The organism is Sphingobacterium sp. GW821-FHT03E03 (assembly GCF_059420745.1).
Genome location: NZ_JBWKUH010000003.1, coordinates 25,787 through 40,452 on the forward strand (window position 1 = coordinate 25,787; position 14,666 = coordinate 40,452).

At 38.2% G+C, this 14,666-nt stretch carries 14 protein-coding genes; 3 read left to right on the forward strand and 11 right to left on the reverse strand.

The window, feature by feature from the left end; translation table 11 throughout:
• Positions 1–181: 181 nt before the first annotated feature.
• Positions 182–1,492 carry a glutamate-1-semialdehyde 2,1-aminomutase gene (gene hemL / locus AC07UV_RS05090; protein WP_495182938.1) on the forward strand — a complete coding sequence of 437 codons (1,311 nt, stop codon included), beginning with the start codon at positions 182–184 and terminating at the stop codon, positions 1,490–1,492.
• Positions 1,493–1,578: 86 nt separating this feature from the next.
• On the opposite strand, the gene AC07UV_RS05095 is transcribed toward hemL, so the two are convergent.
• The 4 genes from AC07UV_RS05095 to AC07UV_RS05110 are packed head-to-tail and all read right to left on the reverse strand — an operon-like array spanning position 1,579 to position 3,934.
• Positions 1,579–2,157: a DUF4252 domain-containing protein gene (locus tag AC07UV_RS05095; RefSeq protein ID WP_495182939.1), complete on the reverse strand. Its 579-nt coding sequence runs from the start codon at positions 2,155–2,157 to the stop codon at positions 1,579–1,581.
• Positions 2,158–2,162: 5 nt separating this feature from the next.
• On the reverse strand, positions 2,163–2,684 hold the full coding sequence (locus AC07UV_RS05100; RefSeq protein WP_120261681.1) for a DUF4252 domain-containing protein: 522 nt from the start codon (positions 2,682–2,684) through the stop codon (positions 2,163–2,165).
• 6 nt (positions 2,685–2,690) lie between these two features.
• Complete coding sequence (locus AC07UV_RS05105; protein WP_495182940.1) at positions 2,691–3,380, reverse strand: hypothetical protein; 690 nt, start codon at positions 3,378–3,380, stop codon at positions 2,691–2,693.
• Positions 3,381–3,418: 38 nt separating this feature from the next.
• The gene (locus tag AC07UV_RS05110; RefSeq protein WP_495182941.1) at positions 3,419–3,934 is read right to left on the reverse strand and encodes a GFO_1088 family ECF-type sigma factor; all 516 of its coding nucleotides are present in this window, start codon (positions 3,932–3,934) and stop codon (positions 3,419–3,421) included.
• Between the two features lie 381 nt (positions 3,935–4,315).
• Between AC07UV_RS05110 and AC07UV_RS05115 the strand changes: the two genes are divergently transcribed.
• Complete coding sequence (locus AC07UV_RS05115; protein WP_495182942.1) at positions 4,316–5,152, forward strand: hypothetical protein; 837 nt, start codon at positions 4,316–4,318, stop codon at positions 5,150–5,152.
• A gap of 88 nt (positions 5,153–5,240) precedes the next feature.
• On the opposite strand, the gene AC07UV_RS05120 is transcribed toward AC07UV_RS05115, so the two are convergent.
• The 6 genes from AC07UV_RS05120 to AC07UV_RS05145 form a co-directional block, all read right to left on the reverse strand.
• Positions 5,241–6,536 carry a DUF3472 domain-containing protein gene (locus AC07UV_RS05120; protein WP_495182943.1) on the reverse strand — a complete coding sequence of 432 codons (1,296 nt, stop codon included), beginning with the start codon at positions 6,534–6,536 and terminating at the stop codon, positions 5,241–5,243.
• A 198-nt stretch (positions 6,537–6,734) separates the two neighbouring features.
• Positions 6,735–7,466, reverse strand: a complete 732-nt coding sequence (locus AC07UV_RS05125; RefSeq protein ID WP_282250565.1) for an AAA family ATPase — start codon at positions 7,464–7,466, stop codon at positions 6,735–6,737.
• 22 nt (positions 7,467–7,488) lie between these two features.
• The gene (locus tag AC07UV_RS05130; RefSeq protein WP_282250566.1) at positions 7,489–7,986 is read right to left on the reverse strand and encodes a DUF1648 domain-containing protein; all 498 of its coding nucleotides are present in this window, start codon (positions 7,984–7,986) and stop codon (positions 7,489–7,491) included.
• A 344-nt stretch (positions 7,987–8,330) separates the two neighbouring features.
• Positions 8,331–9,344, reverse strand: a complete 1,014-nt coding sequence (gene argC, locus AC07UV_RS05135) for an N-acetyl-gamma-glutamyl-phosphate reductase (RefSeq protein WP_282250568.1) — start codon at positions 9,342–9,344, stop codon at positions 8,331–8,333.
• A gap of 79 nt (positions 9,345–9,423) precedes the next feature.
• Positions 9,424–10,608, reverse strand: a complete 1,185-nt coding sequence (gene argG / locus AC07UV_RS05140; protein ID WP_120261690.1) for an argininosuccinate synthase — start codon at positions 10,606–10,608, stop codon at positions 9,424–9,426.
• A 142-nt stretch (positions 10,609–10,750) separates the two neighbouring features.
• Entirely contained in the window at positions 10,751–11,467 is a 717-nt protein-coding gene (locus AC07UV_RS05145; RefSeq protein WP_120261691.1) for a GNAT family N-acetyltransferase, read from the reverse strand.
• A gap of 574 nt (positions 11,468–12,041) precedes the next feature.
• Here AC07UV_RS05145 and AC07UV_RS05150 point away from each other — a divergent pair.
• Complete coding sequence (locus tag AC07UV_RS05150; RefSeq protein WP_120261693.1) at positions 12,042–12,305, forward strand: hypothetical protein; 264 nt, start codon at positions 12,042–12,044, stop codon at positions 12,303–12,305.
• Between the two features lie 95 nt (positions 12,306–12,400).
• Here AC07UV_RS05150 and AC07UV_RS05155 read toward each other — a convergent pair whose 3' ends face one another.
• The gene (locus AC07UV_RS05155) at positions 12,401–14,491 is read right to left on the reverse strand and encodes a S9 family peptidase (RefSeq protein WP_495182944.1); all 2,091 of its coding nucleotides are present in this window, start codon (positions 14,489–14,491) and stop codon (positions 12,401–12,403) included.
• Between the last annotated feature and the right edge of the window lie 175 nt (positions 14,492–14,666).

Sequence of the window (14,666 nt, forward strand, 5' to 3'; positions counted from 1 at the left end):
TGGTCAAATAAACGCAGCAAACGAGATCACTTTATTTATCAATAAACAAGAAATACGATTGCGAAAAAAAGAGGATACCCTGACCTTTAAATAAGGAATATCACTGAATTCTTGATTCCTTACGTTTCCATGAGACTTATCTTCGCAAAAAAAGATAACTTCGCATTCAAATATAATGACTATGCAAGCACCTGATATTTCAAGAGCAAAATCTGCTGAATTATTTGAAAAAGCAAAACAATATTTCCCCGGCGGTGTGAATTCTCCGGTTCGGGCTTTTAAATCCGTATTTGGCACCCCATTATTTATAGAACGAGGTGACAAAGCACGTCTTTGGGATGCCGATGGCAATGAGTTCATCGATTTCTGCTGTTCGTGGGGTCCTTTGATTTTGGGACACAATAATGATCAAGTTCGCGAGGCCGTTGCAGCACAATTAGGTAAAGGATTGAGTTTTGGTGCACCTACTGCTCTGGAAAATCAACTCGCCGAATTAATTATTGAAAAAAATAAATATATCGAGAAAATCCGCTTCGTCAGTTCAGGAACCGAGGCTGTGATGTCCGCAATCCGCTTGGCAAGAGGATATACCAAACGCGATAAGATTATCAAATTTGACGGATGTTACCATGGTCATTCGGATTCGCTTTTAGTGAAGGCTGGTTCTGGATTGGTTACTTTCGGAGAAACTTCTTCGGCAGGCGTTCCCAAAGCTTTTGCAGAGGAAACAATCGTCATCGAATTAAATGACAAAGACGCGCTGAGAGCTGCTTTTACAGAATTTAAAGATCAGATTGCTGCAGTAATCATTGAAGGTATTCCAGCCAACAATGGTCTATTAATGCAATCCAAAGAATACATGCATTTCCTGCGTGATATCACAAAAGAAAATGGGAGTATGCTAATCATGGATGAGGTCATCACCGGATTCCGGATCGGTTTTGAAGGAGCCTCTGCTTACTACGAAATACAGCCAGATATTATTACCTATGGCAAGATCATAGGCGGTGGTATGCCAGTGGGAGCCTATGGAGCATCCAAAGAGCTTATGGCATGTATATCACCTGACGGTGCCGTTTATCAAGCTGGTACCTTGTCAGGGAATCCTGTGGCCATGGCAGCAGGTATTGCAGCCCTGACTATTTTGGCGCAAGATGATTTCTACACAAACTTAAATACGAAAACTGCGGCATTCGTTCAGGATCTTCGTGATTATATCGCTGAAAAAGGCTATCAAGTACAATTATTCCATGTTGCCTCTATCTTCTGGTTTGCATTTACTGAGCAAGAAGATATCAAGAAAGCAAGTGAAATTGATCACGCTTCCATGGAATCATACAAAATCATGCACCGCGAACTCCTGAATAGAGGGGTTTACTTCGGTCCTTCGGGCTATGAAGTTGGTTTTGTTTCTGCTGCGCATACTGACGCGGATTTAAATACCGCCAAGAAGCATATTTTCGATGCCTTGGACATCGTCTTTCATTCATAAAAAAAAGTATAATACAACAATGCCCCAAAAACTAAAATAGTTTTTGGGGCATTTATATGCTGTTTAATCAAGAATCTCTGTCTGAACTAAAGTTCCTGTTGAATTACAGCATGGGTATCAGCCAACTTTGTGGCGAGCTTTTTATCCTTTGATTTTATCTTATTCAATCCCTGAACAAGTTCATCCAGTGAAAACTTACCTTTTATATCCATAAATACACTTTCATCTCCTTCGTCATGTACCAATAGCGAAACCCGGCTGATCACATTATCTTTATCAATACGTGCATTAATCGATATTTCCTCCCCTTCACTGTTGATCACCAGTAGCTCCTCAAATTTGTTCTTCTTTAAAAACTTATGGTAATCTTCCAATATCAACATATTCTTTTCGCGATCATTGTTTGATAATGTCATCATCCTGAATTTTTTCAACTTTTTGACGATGCCCGCCATGACCTGTGCATCCTCGTCGTTCTCATCCTGCAATGCCTTTTTGATAAATGGTTTTGTCAACCACATCGGCAAATTAATGGCAACGATCTCTGCATTATTCGAAACATTGGATCCCCTAACAAAATCCATGTTGGAGCCTTTTTTGATGATACAGGATTGCAATGAAAATAGCACTCCAATAAGGCATAACAATGTTAGTAATCTTTTCATAATATCTACTTTTTATTGTTATTCTGTTTGTCCTTACTCACTTTGTTGTTTCCTTCATTGACCAAGTTAGTCACGTCTTTCAAAGGTATCGCCCCATCAAGAATCATAAATAAATTTTGCCCATCCCCATTTATTGTGAGCAACAAATTGTTTAGGATATCTGCATTCGCAGACATATTCTCCACCATGAATCGAATATCTTGACCTTCACTGTTGAGCGACATAAGTTCCTCGTATTTTAAATTTGAAACCGCACCACGAATGATACCTGTCAAGTCCTTATCTTCGCCATCTTCTACAATTAACATACGTAAAGATTTAACATTCTTGAGTAGTGGCGTAATCGTTTCCATATCCTCATCATCAATTTTTAAGTTCCCCAACAATTTGAACATAGGGGCTCCAATTTTAAGCGTCGTTACTCCTTTTTTCCCTTGATATTGCTCGAAAAGTTTATCTAACTTGGAAATCTGTGCGTTTGCCATACTTGCTACAAGTAATAGGCAAGCTATTAATAATCCTTTCATACTATTTTAGTTAATCGATATTGACATTTGTTTTATATTCATTGCTTTATCTACACCATTTTCCAGATTATTCGCCAGTAATCCCAATGAGCGGAGCGTCAGTTCTACAGCCTCCTCTTCGTTGGCAACAGGTTTACCGTTTAATACAACATAATCCGCTTGATAGCCTTCCTCCATTTGTTGTAAAGATTGCACAACCTTCTTCTTTTTCGCCATCATTCTCTTTGATGGTATGCGCTGATTGAAACGCGTCGAAGTATTTGCCGTGAGCATTGCACTTCGTTTCCTGTCTCTGCTTGTTACGGTCTCTACATCCGAATGAGCTGTTGCTTCACTGTTCTCCGTCACCACCTTGGTCGACGGTCTTTGAGTTTCTTTGATCTCTTTATTAGCAAGTACCGACGGCTGTATTGCTGGCTCTTGATTTAGATAAAAGGTCAATCCCATAACCGCCAGGAGAATTGCCGCAGCAGCATATTTTATCCAGATATTATCTCGCCATCGGATGATTTTCTTATCTGCTTTGACTTGATTTTCAAAATCCTCAAACGACCAGTCCATTTTCACATTCTTTTCCTGATCTAATAGCTGAAAGAACAGTTCATCCGATTTTTTCAGCTCTCTTTCTTCCTCCGATGACGACTTACCATCAAAGTATTTATCTTTCAATTCCTCTAATCTTCTGTTTTTCATCATTACAAATTTGAGTTTCACTGTTATTGAAGCTATTGGATCTATTTTTTATTTGAATAAATCCTGAAGCTTTCATAATCAAATAATTTTGTCAACTGCTCCTTTACCTTCTGTCTGGCCCGCATCAGATTAACTCTAACAGCAGACTCCCCCATTTCCAATACTTCACCGATCTCATCTATATCATAATCCTCCACATCGCGTAGGTGCATCACAAGACGCTGTTTATCAGGCAGCGAGTTAATCATTTCCAGAATTATTTCCTTCGTATTTTCAACAGAATTTTCTGTTGTTGAAATAATCTGATGCTGTTCAGCAAAATCTGTACGGACCTTATCTCTTTTAATCCGGTTCAATGCCTCATTTTTAACACTCTGCATGCAAAATGCCTCCAAATTCTTATATTGATACAATTTATCTTTCCCCTGCCACAGACGCATCATCACATTTTGAACCGCATCAAATGCCTCATCGTCATCAACCAAGATCCGTTTCGCAAAGCGAAATAGCTTATCCTTATGGACGAAAACGGTATTCTTAAATTGCTCTTGGTTCATTTTAGTATTTAGTATTGAGATGTTAGATTTGAGATTTTGATCGTACAAACCTTCAGCTTACCTAATTTTTCTTTATCCGTTTTAAATACGCACTATATCATTTCCTTTACCATTTTTGCATTCTATATAAGCAAGACATCTCAAGCTTCCTATTTATTACATCTAATATGAATATTTTTTTAAAATATTTATTTGTTCAAATAATAGGTTCCGATTGTTCTGGGCTGTTACGTATTTTCAAGAACGATTAAACAAGTTTTATTCCAGTTGAATATAACATATTCCGATAATCAAATTGTTGTTTTACCATTATTACAAACAAAAGATCCCGTACAATTGTTATTTAAGATGCTGAGTGTTAAAAATTTAAACAAAAATATCATGAAATACTACAGAATTACAGGCTTTACCGCCGCATTAACTTTATTAATCGGGGCTATTGGATGTAATAATTCAACCAAAAAGGGCACCGACCATACAGATTCAATGGGCAATGCCGATACCAGTATTGCACAGAAAATGGATTCCATTTCCGTTAGTCCGATTGCAGATTCGAAACAATTTCCAGGAGCGAATCTCGGAATTGCTTCGATAACCGCTGAAAAAGTAGGTACAGACTCCGCAAAAGTTACCGTGAAATATAATGTTAGCAACTTTAAGCTTACTGAAATGACAGCGGATGAACATGCAGCTCATATGGCAAACTCGCATGATGGACAGCATATCCACTTTATTTTGGACAATAAACCATATACTGCCTTATATAAACCGGAACACAGTGTTACTTTAGCTTTAAATTCAGAACATTATCTCCTATCGTTTTTGTCGCGGTCTTATCACGAATCCATTAAAACAGCTGAGGCCTCAAAATTGATTAAATTCAAGATAGATGCAACGGGTAAATTGACACAGGAGCCGACACCTAAAGAAGCATCCTTATTCTATTCTCGTCCAAAAGGAGAATACAAAGGTGATGAAACCAAAAATGTCCTTTTAGATTTCTATCTGGTCAACACAAGTATTGCTCCGGACGGTAACAAGATTAGTGCGGATATTAACGGTCAAACTTTTACTTTGGACAAATGGGGTCCCTATGAGATTAAGGGTTTACCTATGGGGAATAACAAAGTAAAATTAACCTTGGTAGATAAAGAGGGAAATGCCGTTACTGGCGATAATGTATCGGTAGAACGAGATATTAAACTCTCCGAAAAATAGTCATTTAAAAGTAATCGCCTGATATTAAAATATCAGGCGATTACTTTTTGTAACAGTCCATTACAGAATCATTGTATTACGATCTTAGCTATGGTAATTTCTCAAAATCAATTTTCGGTGCAGTATTTTTATTGACAAGGTCAAACTTGCTGCCCGGTTTAACAATCTCACTAAAGAAGCCTCCGTTTCTTAAAAAGTAGCCATTTTTTGTCGTTCCACCCATAGCATCAATACGTTGATGAGCACGGTAGGTATTATCGACACTAAATGAAGCCGATTGAACAGGGCGCCATTGACCATCATAAACCCATTGATTTTTAAATTCCACCTGTCTTCCTAAATACCCCTGATTCGGACTAAAATTCTCTAAGAAACTATGAAATCTTTTTAAATATGTATTTGTTTGCAGACGTTTGAAACTGGCGATTACATTCCATGCATTTTCCTCAGGCACAAAAAACCAGGCAGTATAGTCTGTATTTCCTTTTCCATCTGGAACACCTTTCAACAAGAATTTATAGGTTTCACCCGCTTTCCAGAAATATTTACGGTAACTCTGCCCACCGGATCCCTCGTTGCCAAATTCTCCTGTATGCACGTCTTTTCCTTTCTTCAATAAATGGATTTTTTGATCTTCTGGAATACTTTTGGGATCATCCGTATGGAAAGGGCTCCAAACTGAAAAAAGAATACGTCGTTCGGTCTCCGAGTTCACTTGTATCCCGAAGTAGCCCTCACCAAAACCATTGGCCATAAAATATGAACCGATTTTATCTTCTCCTTTTGGTACAGTTACCTCATTGTAATAATAGCTGACATTCCCATCACTCGGGATTGTATAATTTAAGTGGCACGAAGGACCACGACGCGACCAATAGTAATAATCGGGATCATTTGAGTAGGTAAGACCTTCAGATGCAGCTTCTCCACTAACGATTAATTCCGTTACATTGGCAAAGGTATCACCCGACTTACTTAATCCTTTTAAATTCACCTGTACGTAGCCCGGTGTTTTGACATGAATAGACAAGGCCGCTGTTTCGGATAGCTCAGCCCCTTTGATATCTAAGGAGCTCTTTTTTCCCAGGGCAGAAATCTCTATTTTGGAGGAATTTCCAGCATCAGCTTTTGCTTTGAGCTTCAATTCAAGGTTTCCGGTTTTCTCAGTTCTGAAATATACAGATGCAATGCTTTGATCACTCGACCATTTCACCAATCCATTGCGTCCTGAAATTTCTGCACCATCATCTTGTCCGGTAGTAATAAAAGCATTGCCCGCGAGCGGAACGGAATAAGGTTTCGTAGAGGTCTGCGCAGTTCCACCTAATGAAAGGCAAGATAAGGCACCTAAAAAAAAATACTTAATAAAATGTTTTCTTTCCATTTGGGTATAATCTAATGGGCTACTGCCCGTTTCTTTTTTTATAATCATCGTTCCTACCCCTGCCGCTAGATTCTAGCGCAGATTTATAATTGTTCAGGGAATCTGGATTATTTTATGAAGATAGAACTTAGATTGTGATGAAAAGAAACCAAATGTACATCAATCGATTGTGTAAAAAAAATAGTATTAAATCAATACCTATTCATGTAAACCGAGTTCGGTAACCATCTTCTGATAGTTATTCAGAAAATACTTATAGAGTTTAAACTGTTCCGTTTCTTCATATTCCACCTGTTGCAAACCGAATTCAGACACAGTGTAAATCTCTGCATTTGGATAGGCCAGCAAAATTGGTGAATGGGTAGCAATAATAAACTGGGACTTATTGTTGACCAATTGGTTTATTCTTGTTAGCAGCCGAAATTGACTATTGATGGAAAGTGCCGATTCAGGTTCATCAAGCAGATACAGTCCACGTCCCGAAAAGCGTTTATGCATTAAATTAAGAAAACTCTCTCCATGAGAGCATTCATGCAATGAGCCACCATAATTTGTCTCAAGAGCTCCCAAATCATCTTCAAATACATCATCAACCTCAGTTGCTACATTATAAAAGCTCTCGGCTCGTAAGAAAAACCCGTCATTTTCACGAAAGGCTGTTCTTATGACCTGCAGGTCATTAAAAAGTTCGGAATGGGAATCTTTCGTATGGAAATTAAAATTCTTAGTCCCCCCTTCAGGATTGAAACCAGCATTAATAGCAATAGCCTCGACCAGAGTGGACTTACCCGAACCATTCTCTCCAATGATAAAGGTCACGGGGGATCTAAACCGTAATTCATTCAAATTCAATATTGAAGCAATATTAAATGGATAAGCTATTCGATCCTCGATTGGTTTTGTATTTCTTATGGAATGAATATAGTGCATAGCATGTGATAGTAATTAAGTACTAAGCCTTCCGGAATGCCTGTACAACGTAATAGATCACAGGAATAAAAATAAATCCCAGTATCAACGGTAAAAACCATTCGCCCAACCCATCTGAAGTTCCTGCCGAATTCGGAATAGTCTTAAAAGTAATTACACCAAAAATAACCACAATAATAAATTTCAAATACCGTAACATACGGTTTGCATTTGAATATTGTCTAAACGCATTTTCCTCGGTAATCTTAACTGGATAGTTGAAAATATGTGGAAATCGATTTAGGATGGTCATCCCTATAAATAGTATCGTGGCGATAATTGGTAGAGCAAAAATAGTCTCTTTCCCACCAAAACTATCCGCATTTCCTGCTGCATTATAATGAGCTGGAATAGTTTCGGGTAGTTTATAATAATTTATAGCAATCAGATACCATAAGGTGAATAAGGACAGGTAACCAATTAATTCCAATATTATATCGCCGAGTGTCGGTTTGAGTTTTATGCCTGGTCTTTTTTCCATTTTAAAATTGCTTACCGCTACATTGATTTGGCTAAACATGATCGAGTTAACCGCCATTTTATACGCACTAAGTTAAGAAACATGCCGTAACGATACAACGTGTAAATCGAGTGCTAGCCTTTCCAATATTGCATTGATTTCGACCCAATACCTTAGCAATCATTGCGTGTATCCACATTACGCTTTATACAAACCGCTGCGGGTATAAAAAAAGTGAAGAGGTTATCCCCTTCACTTTTCCACACAGTATTAATAACTATGTTGATAACTGTATTTCATTGAGTTTTTATCCATTCTGATTATTCACATTCTGTTAATACAACTGTTGAATAAGTCATAAAGAACTAAAAACCAACACTCTTTAAATTTAATCCTGTACGTTCATTCAATCCGAACATTAAGTTCATATTTTGCACGGCTTGTCCAGATGCTCCTTTCAACAAATTATCTGTAGCATTTAAGATCAGCAACTTATTCCCGTGTTTCTCCAAATGGATAATACTCTTATTGGTATTTACGACTTGTTTGAGGTCGATATTGCTGCTACTAACGTGTGTAAATGGATGTGTTGCATAATACGCTTCGTACAACTCGTAAGCTTGTTCCTCTGTCAAATCGGAGTCAACATATATTGCCGAGAAAATTCCCCGCGCAAAATCGCCACGTTGTGGAACGAAATTTATCTTTTCAGCAGCGCGTGCTAATAATGAATCATCAGACGCTGGCAAAAATCCACTTTGCAATTGATCCAAGGACTCCGAAATTTCCTGTAGGTGTTGATGTTCGAAAGACTTGTATGCAGAAAGATTATTGTTACGCCAAGAGAAGTGTGTGGTCGCTCCAGGTTTCTGTCCGGCACCGGTAGATCCGGTCGTCGCATTGACATGAATCTGATCGGGTAATAACTCTTTACTCGCCAATGGCAATAATGCCAATTGAATATTGGTGGCAAAACAACCCGGATTGGCAATATACTGTGCAGATCTGATCGCTTCCCTATTTAATTCCGGAAGTCCATATACAAATTGTTGCCCTTGGTATAATGTATTTGCCCGAAGACGATAATCTTGCGAAAGGTCAATAATCTTTACAGCTGGCGCAACTAGATTTGCATCCAAAAACTTACGTGCATCACCATGTCCTACACATAGAAACAAAACGTCAATATCGCTATGAAAGTCAGAGGAAAAGGTCAGTTCTGTATCACCGAACAGATCATTGTGAACTTCATATAATTTGTTTCCTGCATTAGATGCACTGTTAGCAAACACAATCTCTACTTCAGGATGATAAATCAATACACGCAATAATTCTCCGCCCGTATATCCTGCTGAACCAACAATTCCTACTTTTATCATATTTTTATTTCGTATTGAGTAGCTAGTATTAAGAATTTACTTCTGCAAGCCTTTGGCTTACAGAAGTATCCTTATTCCCTTATTTTTGATTTACTTTATGCCAGATAATAGTCTGATTTCCGAAAATTTTCGAGAAACCTTTCACATCATCACCCGTATAGCCTTTATTCATCTCACCGTAGCTACCGAATTTATTGGACATTAAATCGTGCTCCGACTCAATACCAATCACAACAAAACGATAAGGATGTAATTCAACGATCACACGGCCCGTTACAGTGTCTTGTGAAGACTGCAAGAATGCTTCTATATCACGCATCACAGGATCGTGCATCTGTCCTTCGTGCATATAATTTCCATAGAAAGCAGCGATTTGATCTTTCCAAGATAATTGCCATTTAGTCAGCGTATGTTTTTCCAAGGTGTGGTGTGCCTTAATTAAAATCACTGAAGCTGCGGCCTCAAAACCTACACGACCTTTGATACCAATGATTGTATCACCTACGTGAATATCACGACCGATGCCATAAGGTTGCGCAATTGCCTGCAGTTCCTGAATGACTTTCACAGATGCCATTTTCTCTCCGTTTAACGCAACTGGCTCGCCTTTTTCAAAATCTATCGTGATTTGTTGTGGTTCTGAAGAAGTCACTGGCGTTGGCCATGCTGACTCCGGCAGATATTGATTGGATGTCAATGTTTCCGCTCCACCCACAGAAGTGCCCCAAAGACCTTTATTGATCGAATACTTGGCTTTTTCTGCCGAATATTCGACACCATGTTTATTCAAGTATTCTATTTCCGCTTCACGGGATAACTGTAGATCACGAATAGGTGTGATAATTTCAACCCCTGGGATCAAGGTTTGAAAAATCATGTCAAAACGTACTTGGTCATTTCCAGCACCAGTAGAACCATGTGCAACACATTCAGCTCCGATTTTCTTCGCATAGTTTGCAATAGCAGTTGCCTGACATACACGTTCAGCGGATACTGACAATGGGTATGTTGCATTTTTCAACACATTACCAAAGATCAAGTATTTAATAGTTTCGCGGTAATAGTCTGCTGTTTCGTCAATCGCTGTATGTGATTTTACGCCTAATGCATAAGCACGTGCTTCAATATTCTTCAATTCTTCATCCGAAAAACCACCTGTATTTACGACAACGGAATGAACCTCTAAACCTAAATCTTGCGTCAGATAAATACAACAAAACGAAGTATCTAATCCTCCGCTGAATGCTAAAACTACTTTTTTCATTGAGATAAATTGTTTTTAATGTGGTGAAACTATTATTAACCAATCCGGCTCTATTCAAACCTTAAATTGACCGTTTCATCGCCTGTTCATTATTTATTTTCAATGGCTGCTACGCCAGTTGACATGCTATGTATGATTCTTGTTAAAATCCTTTGGCAACTTTATTATGCTTTGGAAAATTGACCGCAATAAACTTATTTGCCGACTTCCAAAACTTTGCCTGTATACGTTTTAATAACGATTGTTTTTGTGTGATTCTTTCCAAACGTTCTTTTGCTTCATGCTTGCGCTGAATCTTTTCCCTCAGTTCACGTTCTTTTTCTTCTGGGTCCCAAAGCATAGCTGTACACATACAGTTCTTACGATCCTTGCTCATTAAGATCTCGTAATTAACGCAGCTCTGACATCCTTTCCAAAATTCGTCATCGGTCGTCAATTCTGAATAAGGTACAGGTTCGTATCCCAGTTCCGAATTAATTTTCATGACAGCAAAACCCGTGGTCAGACCAAATATCTTCGCTTTGGGATATTGCTCGCGAGACAAATCAAACACCCTTTTCTTAATGGCTTTTGCCAAACCAACTTTTCGAAATTCGGGATTGACGATAAGTCCTGAATTTGCGACGTAATCTCCGTGACCCCAAGTTTCAATATAACAAAACCCTGCCCATCGACCGTCTTTATGCAAAGCAATCACTGCTTTACCTTCATTCATTTTCTTGGCAACATACTCTGGTTTACGACGTGCAATACCAGTACCACGAGCCTTTGCAGACTCGAACATTTCGTTGCAAATAACCTCTGCATAATGCGCATGCTCAGGTTTAGCTGGAATAATTAAAAAATCTGATATAGTCATTGACTTACGACCCTAATAATAAAACAACAACCATTGTTGCGTTTTGTTACTGAATAAATAAAATAATGGATTCAAAAACCATCGGACAATCATGGTTTTGCTTGGAAAGATTCACTACCTCAAATCAAGCCCGAGGTAGTATGGGTCGTCGGAAGCGTAAAACAGGTATTTCTACGAAAATGAAAGCACAGAACACCTTTCTCATAAACTTCTCAAAAGTTTGAGTATAAGAATAGTCGTTCTTTTTGCTCTGTTTCATTTTATTTCTCTGTCAATTGTTTCTGACGATGCAAATGTATAAAAATATTTTTTTCTTTTCCACAATATTATCATGGATTTTTTGCAAAAATTAAAAAATTACAATCAAGCATCAAAACCGCTCTGTAACCTTCATTTTCAAGCAATTAATAAACAATAACTGGGGCATGCCCCCACACTATAACCGATATTAATTTGACAATAAAACTGATAAAGGTTTAAGGCTTTGTCAATTGAAAAGCTGTGTTTTTTCTATAGGTTCGTTATTTTTAGACAAAAACGATACTTTTGTATACATCATTTAGAGGAAAATAGCATGTCACCGAGTTTAATTTTCTATATTATTTTTGCTGTGCCTTATATCATCTTTATGTATTGGCTTGTCAAACAGGACAAACGTAAATATGCTTGGGGGCTTGCAATCATTACCATAGTTGCCATATTGGCGATCTACGTATCGCAGAAAGCAAGCAAAGTTGCGATGGACAACTATCAGCAACATCAAATCGATTCTAGAGAAATCGAACGTGAAGAACGTTTACAAAAACAGCAGGATAGCATTAATCACGCTCAACAATAAAAAACGGCAAATAAAAATGCTCCAAAAAATATCTAACTTTTTGGAGCATTTTTATGAGTAGAAAACAGAAATACGATTTTGAATTTAAGTTACGTTTAGTGGTTGATCCCTTCTAGTTTAAACAGAAAAGCATATTCCATCGCAATTTCTTTCAAGTAATCAAATCTGCCCGAAGCACCTCCATGTCCATAATCCATATCTGTCTTCAAGAGCAAAATGGAACTCCCGGTTTTGACCGTCCGTAATTTTGCGACCCATTTGGCGGGCTCAAAATATTGAACCTGGCTATCGTGCAATCCCGTTGTAACCAGTAAATTTGGATATTCTTTCGGCTCGATATTCTCATAAGGTGAATAACTTTTCATATAAAAATAAGCATCAGACTCATTGGGATTGCCCCATTCATCATACTCATTTGTTGTTAATGGTATTGTCTCATCCAACATGGTATTCACAACATCCACAAATGGCACCTGCGCTATAATACCCTGATATTGCGCTGCTGCAATATTTGCAACTACGCCCATCAGAAGTCCTCCGGCACTGCCTCCTTGCGCATAAAGATGGTCTGGTGATGTATAACGCTGTTCAATAAGACACTTACCACAATCCACAAAATCATAAAAAGTATTTATTTTACGCATCATCTTTCCATCCTCGTACCACTGACGCCCCATTTCTTCGCCGCCGCGAATATGGGCCAATGCATATATAAAACCGCGATCCAATAAACTCAACCGATTACTGGAAAAACTAGGATCCATAGATGCTCCATAAGAACCATAGGCATATTGCAATAAGGGAGCTGTGCCATCTAATTGAGTTCCCTCTTTATAAACAAGAGAAATAGGTACCCTTACACCATCCCTCGCCAAAGCATAGATACGTTCAGTCTTATAGGCACTTTGGTCATAGCCGCCCAAAACTTCCTGTTGTTTCAACAATGTTTTGCTGCGATCCTCCATATTATACTCGTATACGGAACTAGGTGTTACCAATGAAGTATATCCATAACGCAGTTTTTCGGAATTGTATTCAACATTTATCCCCGGATACACTGTATAGGCCACCTCTCCAAAATCTAGATAATGTTGTTCTTGGCTGTTCAGATCATAAATTGCCAGCTGTGTTAATCCATCTTTTCGTTCAGCTATTGCCAAAAATGATCTGAATTCCTCAATATCGCTCACGAGGACGTCTGGCCGATGCGCTATAAATATGGTCCAATATTCCCGATCTGTTTTGTCCAATGGGCATTGCATAATTCGGAAATTAATCGCATCATCATTAGTCAATATTAAAAAACGATCTTGTAAAGGAACTATGGTATAAAGCACATCATTTCGACGTGGTTGAAAGACCTTAAAATCATTATTGGGAAGATCAGCATCCAACAGCCATATTTCAGAAGACAGGGTCCCCTCCGAACTGATAATAATGTATTTGCCATTTTTTGATTTACCAACTGCGATATAATTTGTGTTATCTTTTTCCTCATACACAGACACATCTGTAGAGACATCGGTTCCCAGTGTATGTCGCATAATTTTTTCACTCAGTAATGTTACTGGGTTCTTGGCTGTATAAAACAGGGTCTGGTTATCATTAGCCCAAATTGCAGCACCTTCGGTATTAGCGATCCGATCGGGATAGATCTCACCTGTCTCCAGATTCTTGATATATACCGTGTATTCCCTTCGGGAAACTGTATCCACACTAAAAGCCAATAAGCGATTGTCAGGACTGATCGAAAAGCCTTTTGCTGCATAATAGGCATAGCCTTGTGCGAGATGATCTATATCCAATAATAGCTCTTCGTCAGCATCCAACGTCCCTTTCTTACGGCAAAATTTGAAATATTGATTCCCCTCCTCTGTTCTACTGTAATAATAGTAACCATTTTTAAAATAGGGTACTGACTCATCTTTTTCCTTGATACGAGATTTCATTTCCCGGAATAAGTCTTCCTGAAAAGATTCCGTCTCCTTTAACATCGCGGTAGTATAGGTATTCTCCGCAGCCAGATAGTCTATAACTTCTGCTGATCGTTGTCCTTTTTTGAAATAGTCAATCATCCAGTAATAATCGTCAATGACTGTATCACCATGAATTTGTCTTTTATAAGGATGCACTGCAGCTATTGGGGCCGAAACTTCGGGCCACTGTATATTTTTGTTATGTTGCATATATAATATGAATGCGCTAAATCTCTTTTTAAATAAAAACAAATACGACTTGTATTTTGCTATTCGTCATCACTCCCCAGAACATTGAATTTAATGCATTTCTAGAGAAATAGCAAAACTATATATAAACAGGAATAGATCGACTGTAAATATCCCCTTCATTTTGAAATATATT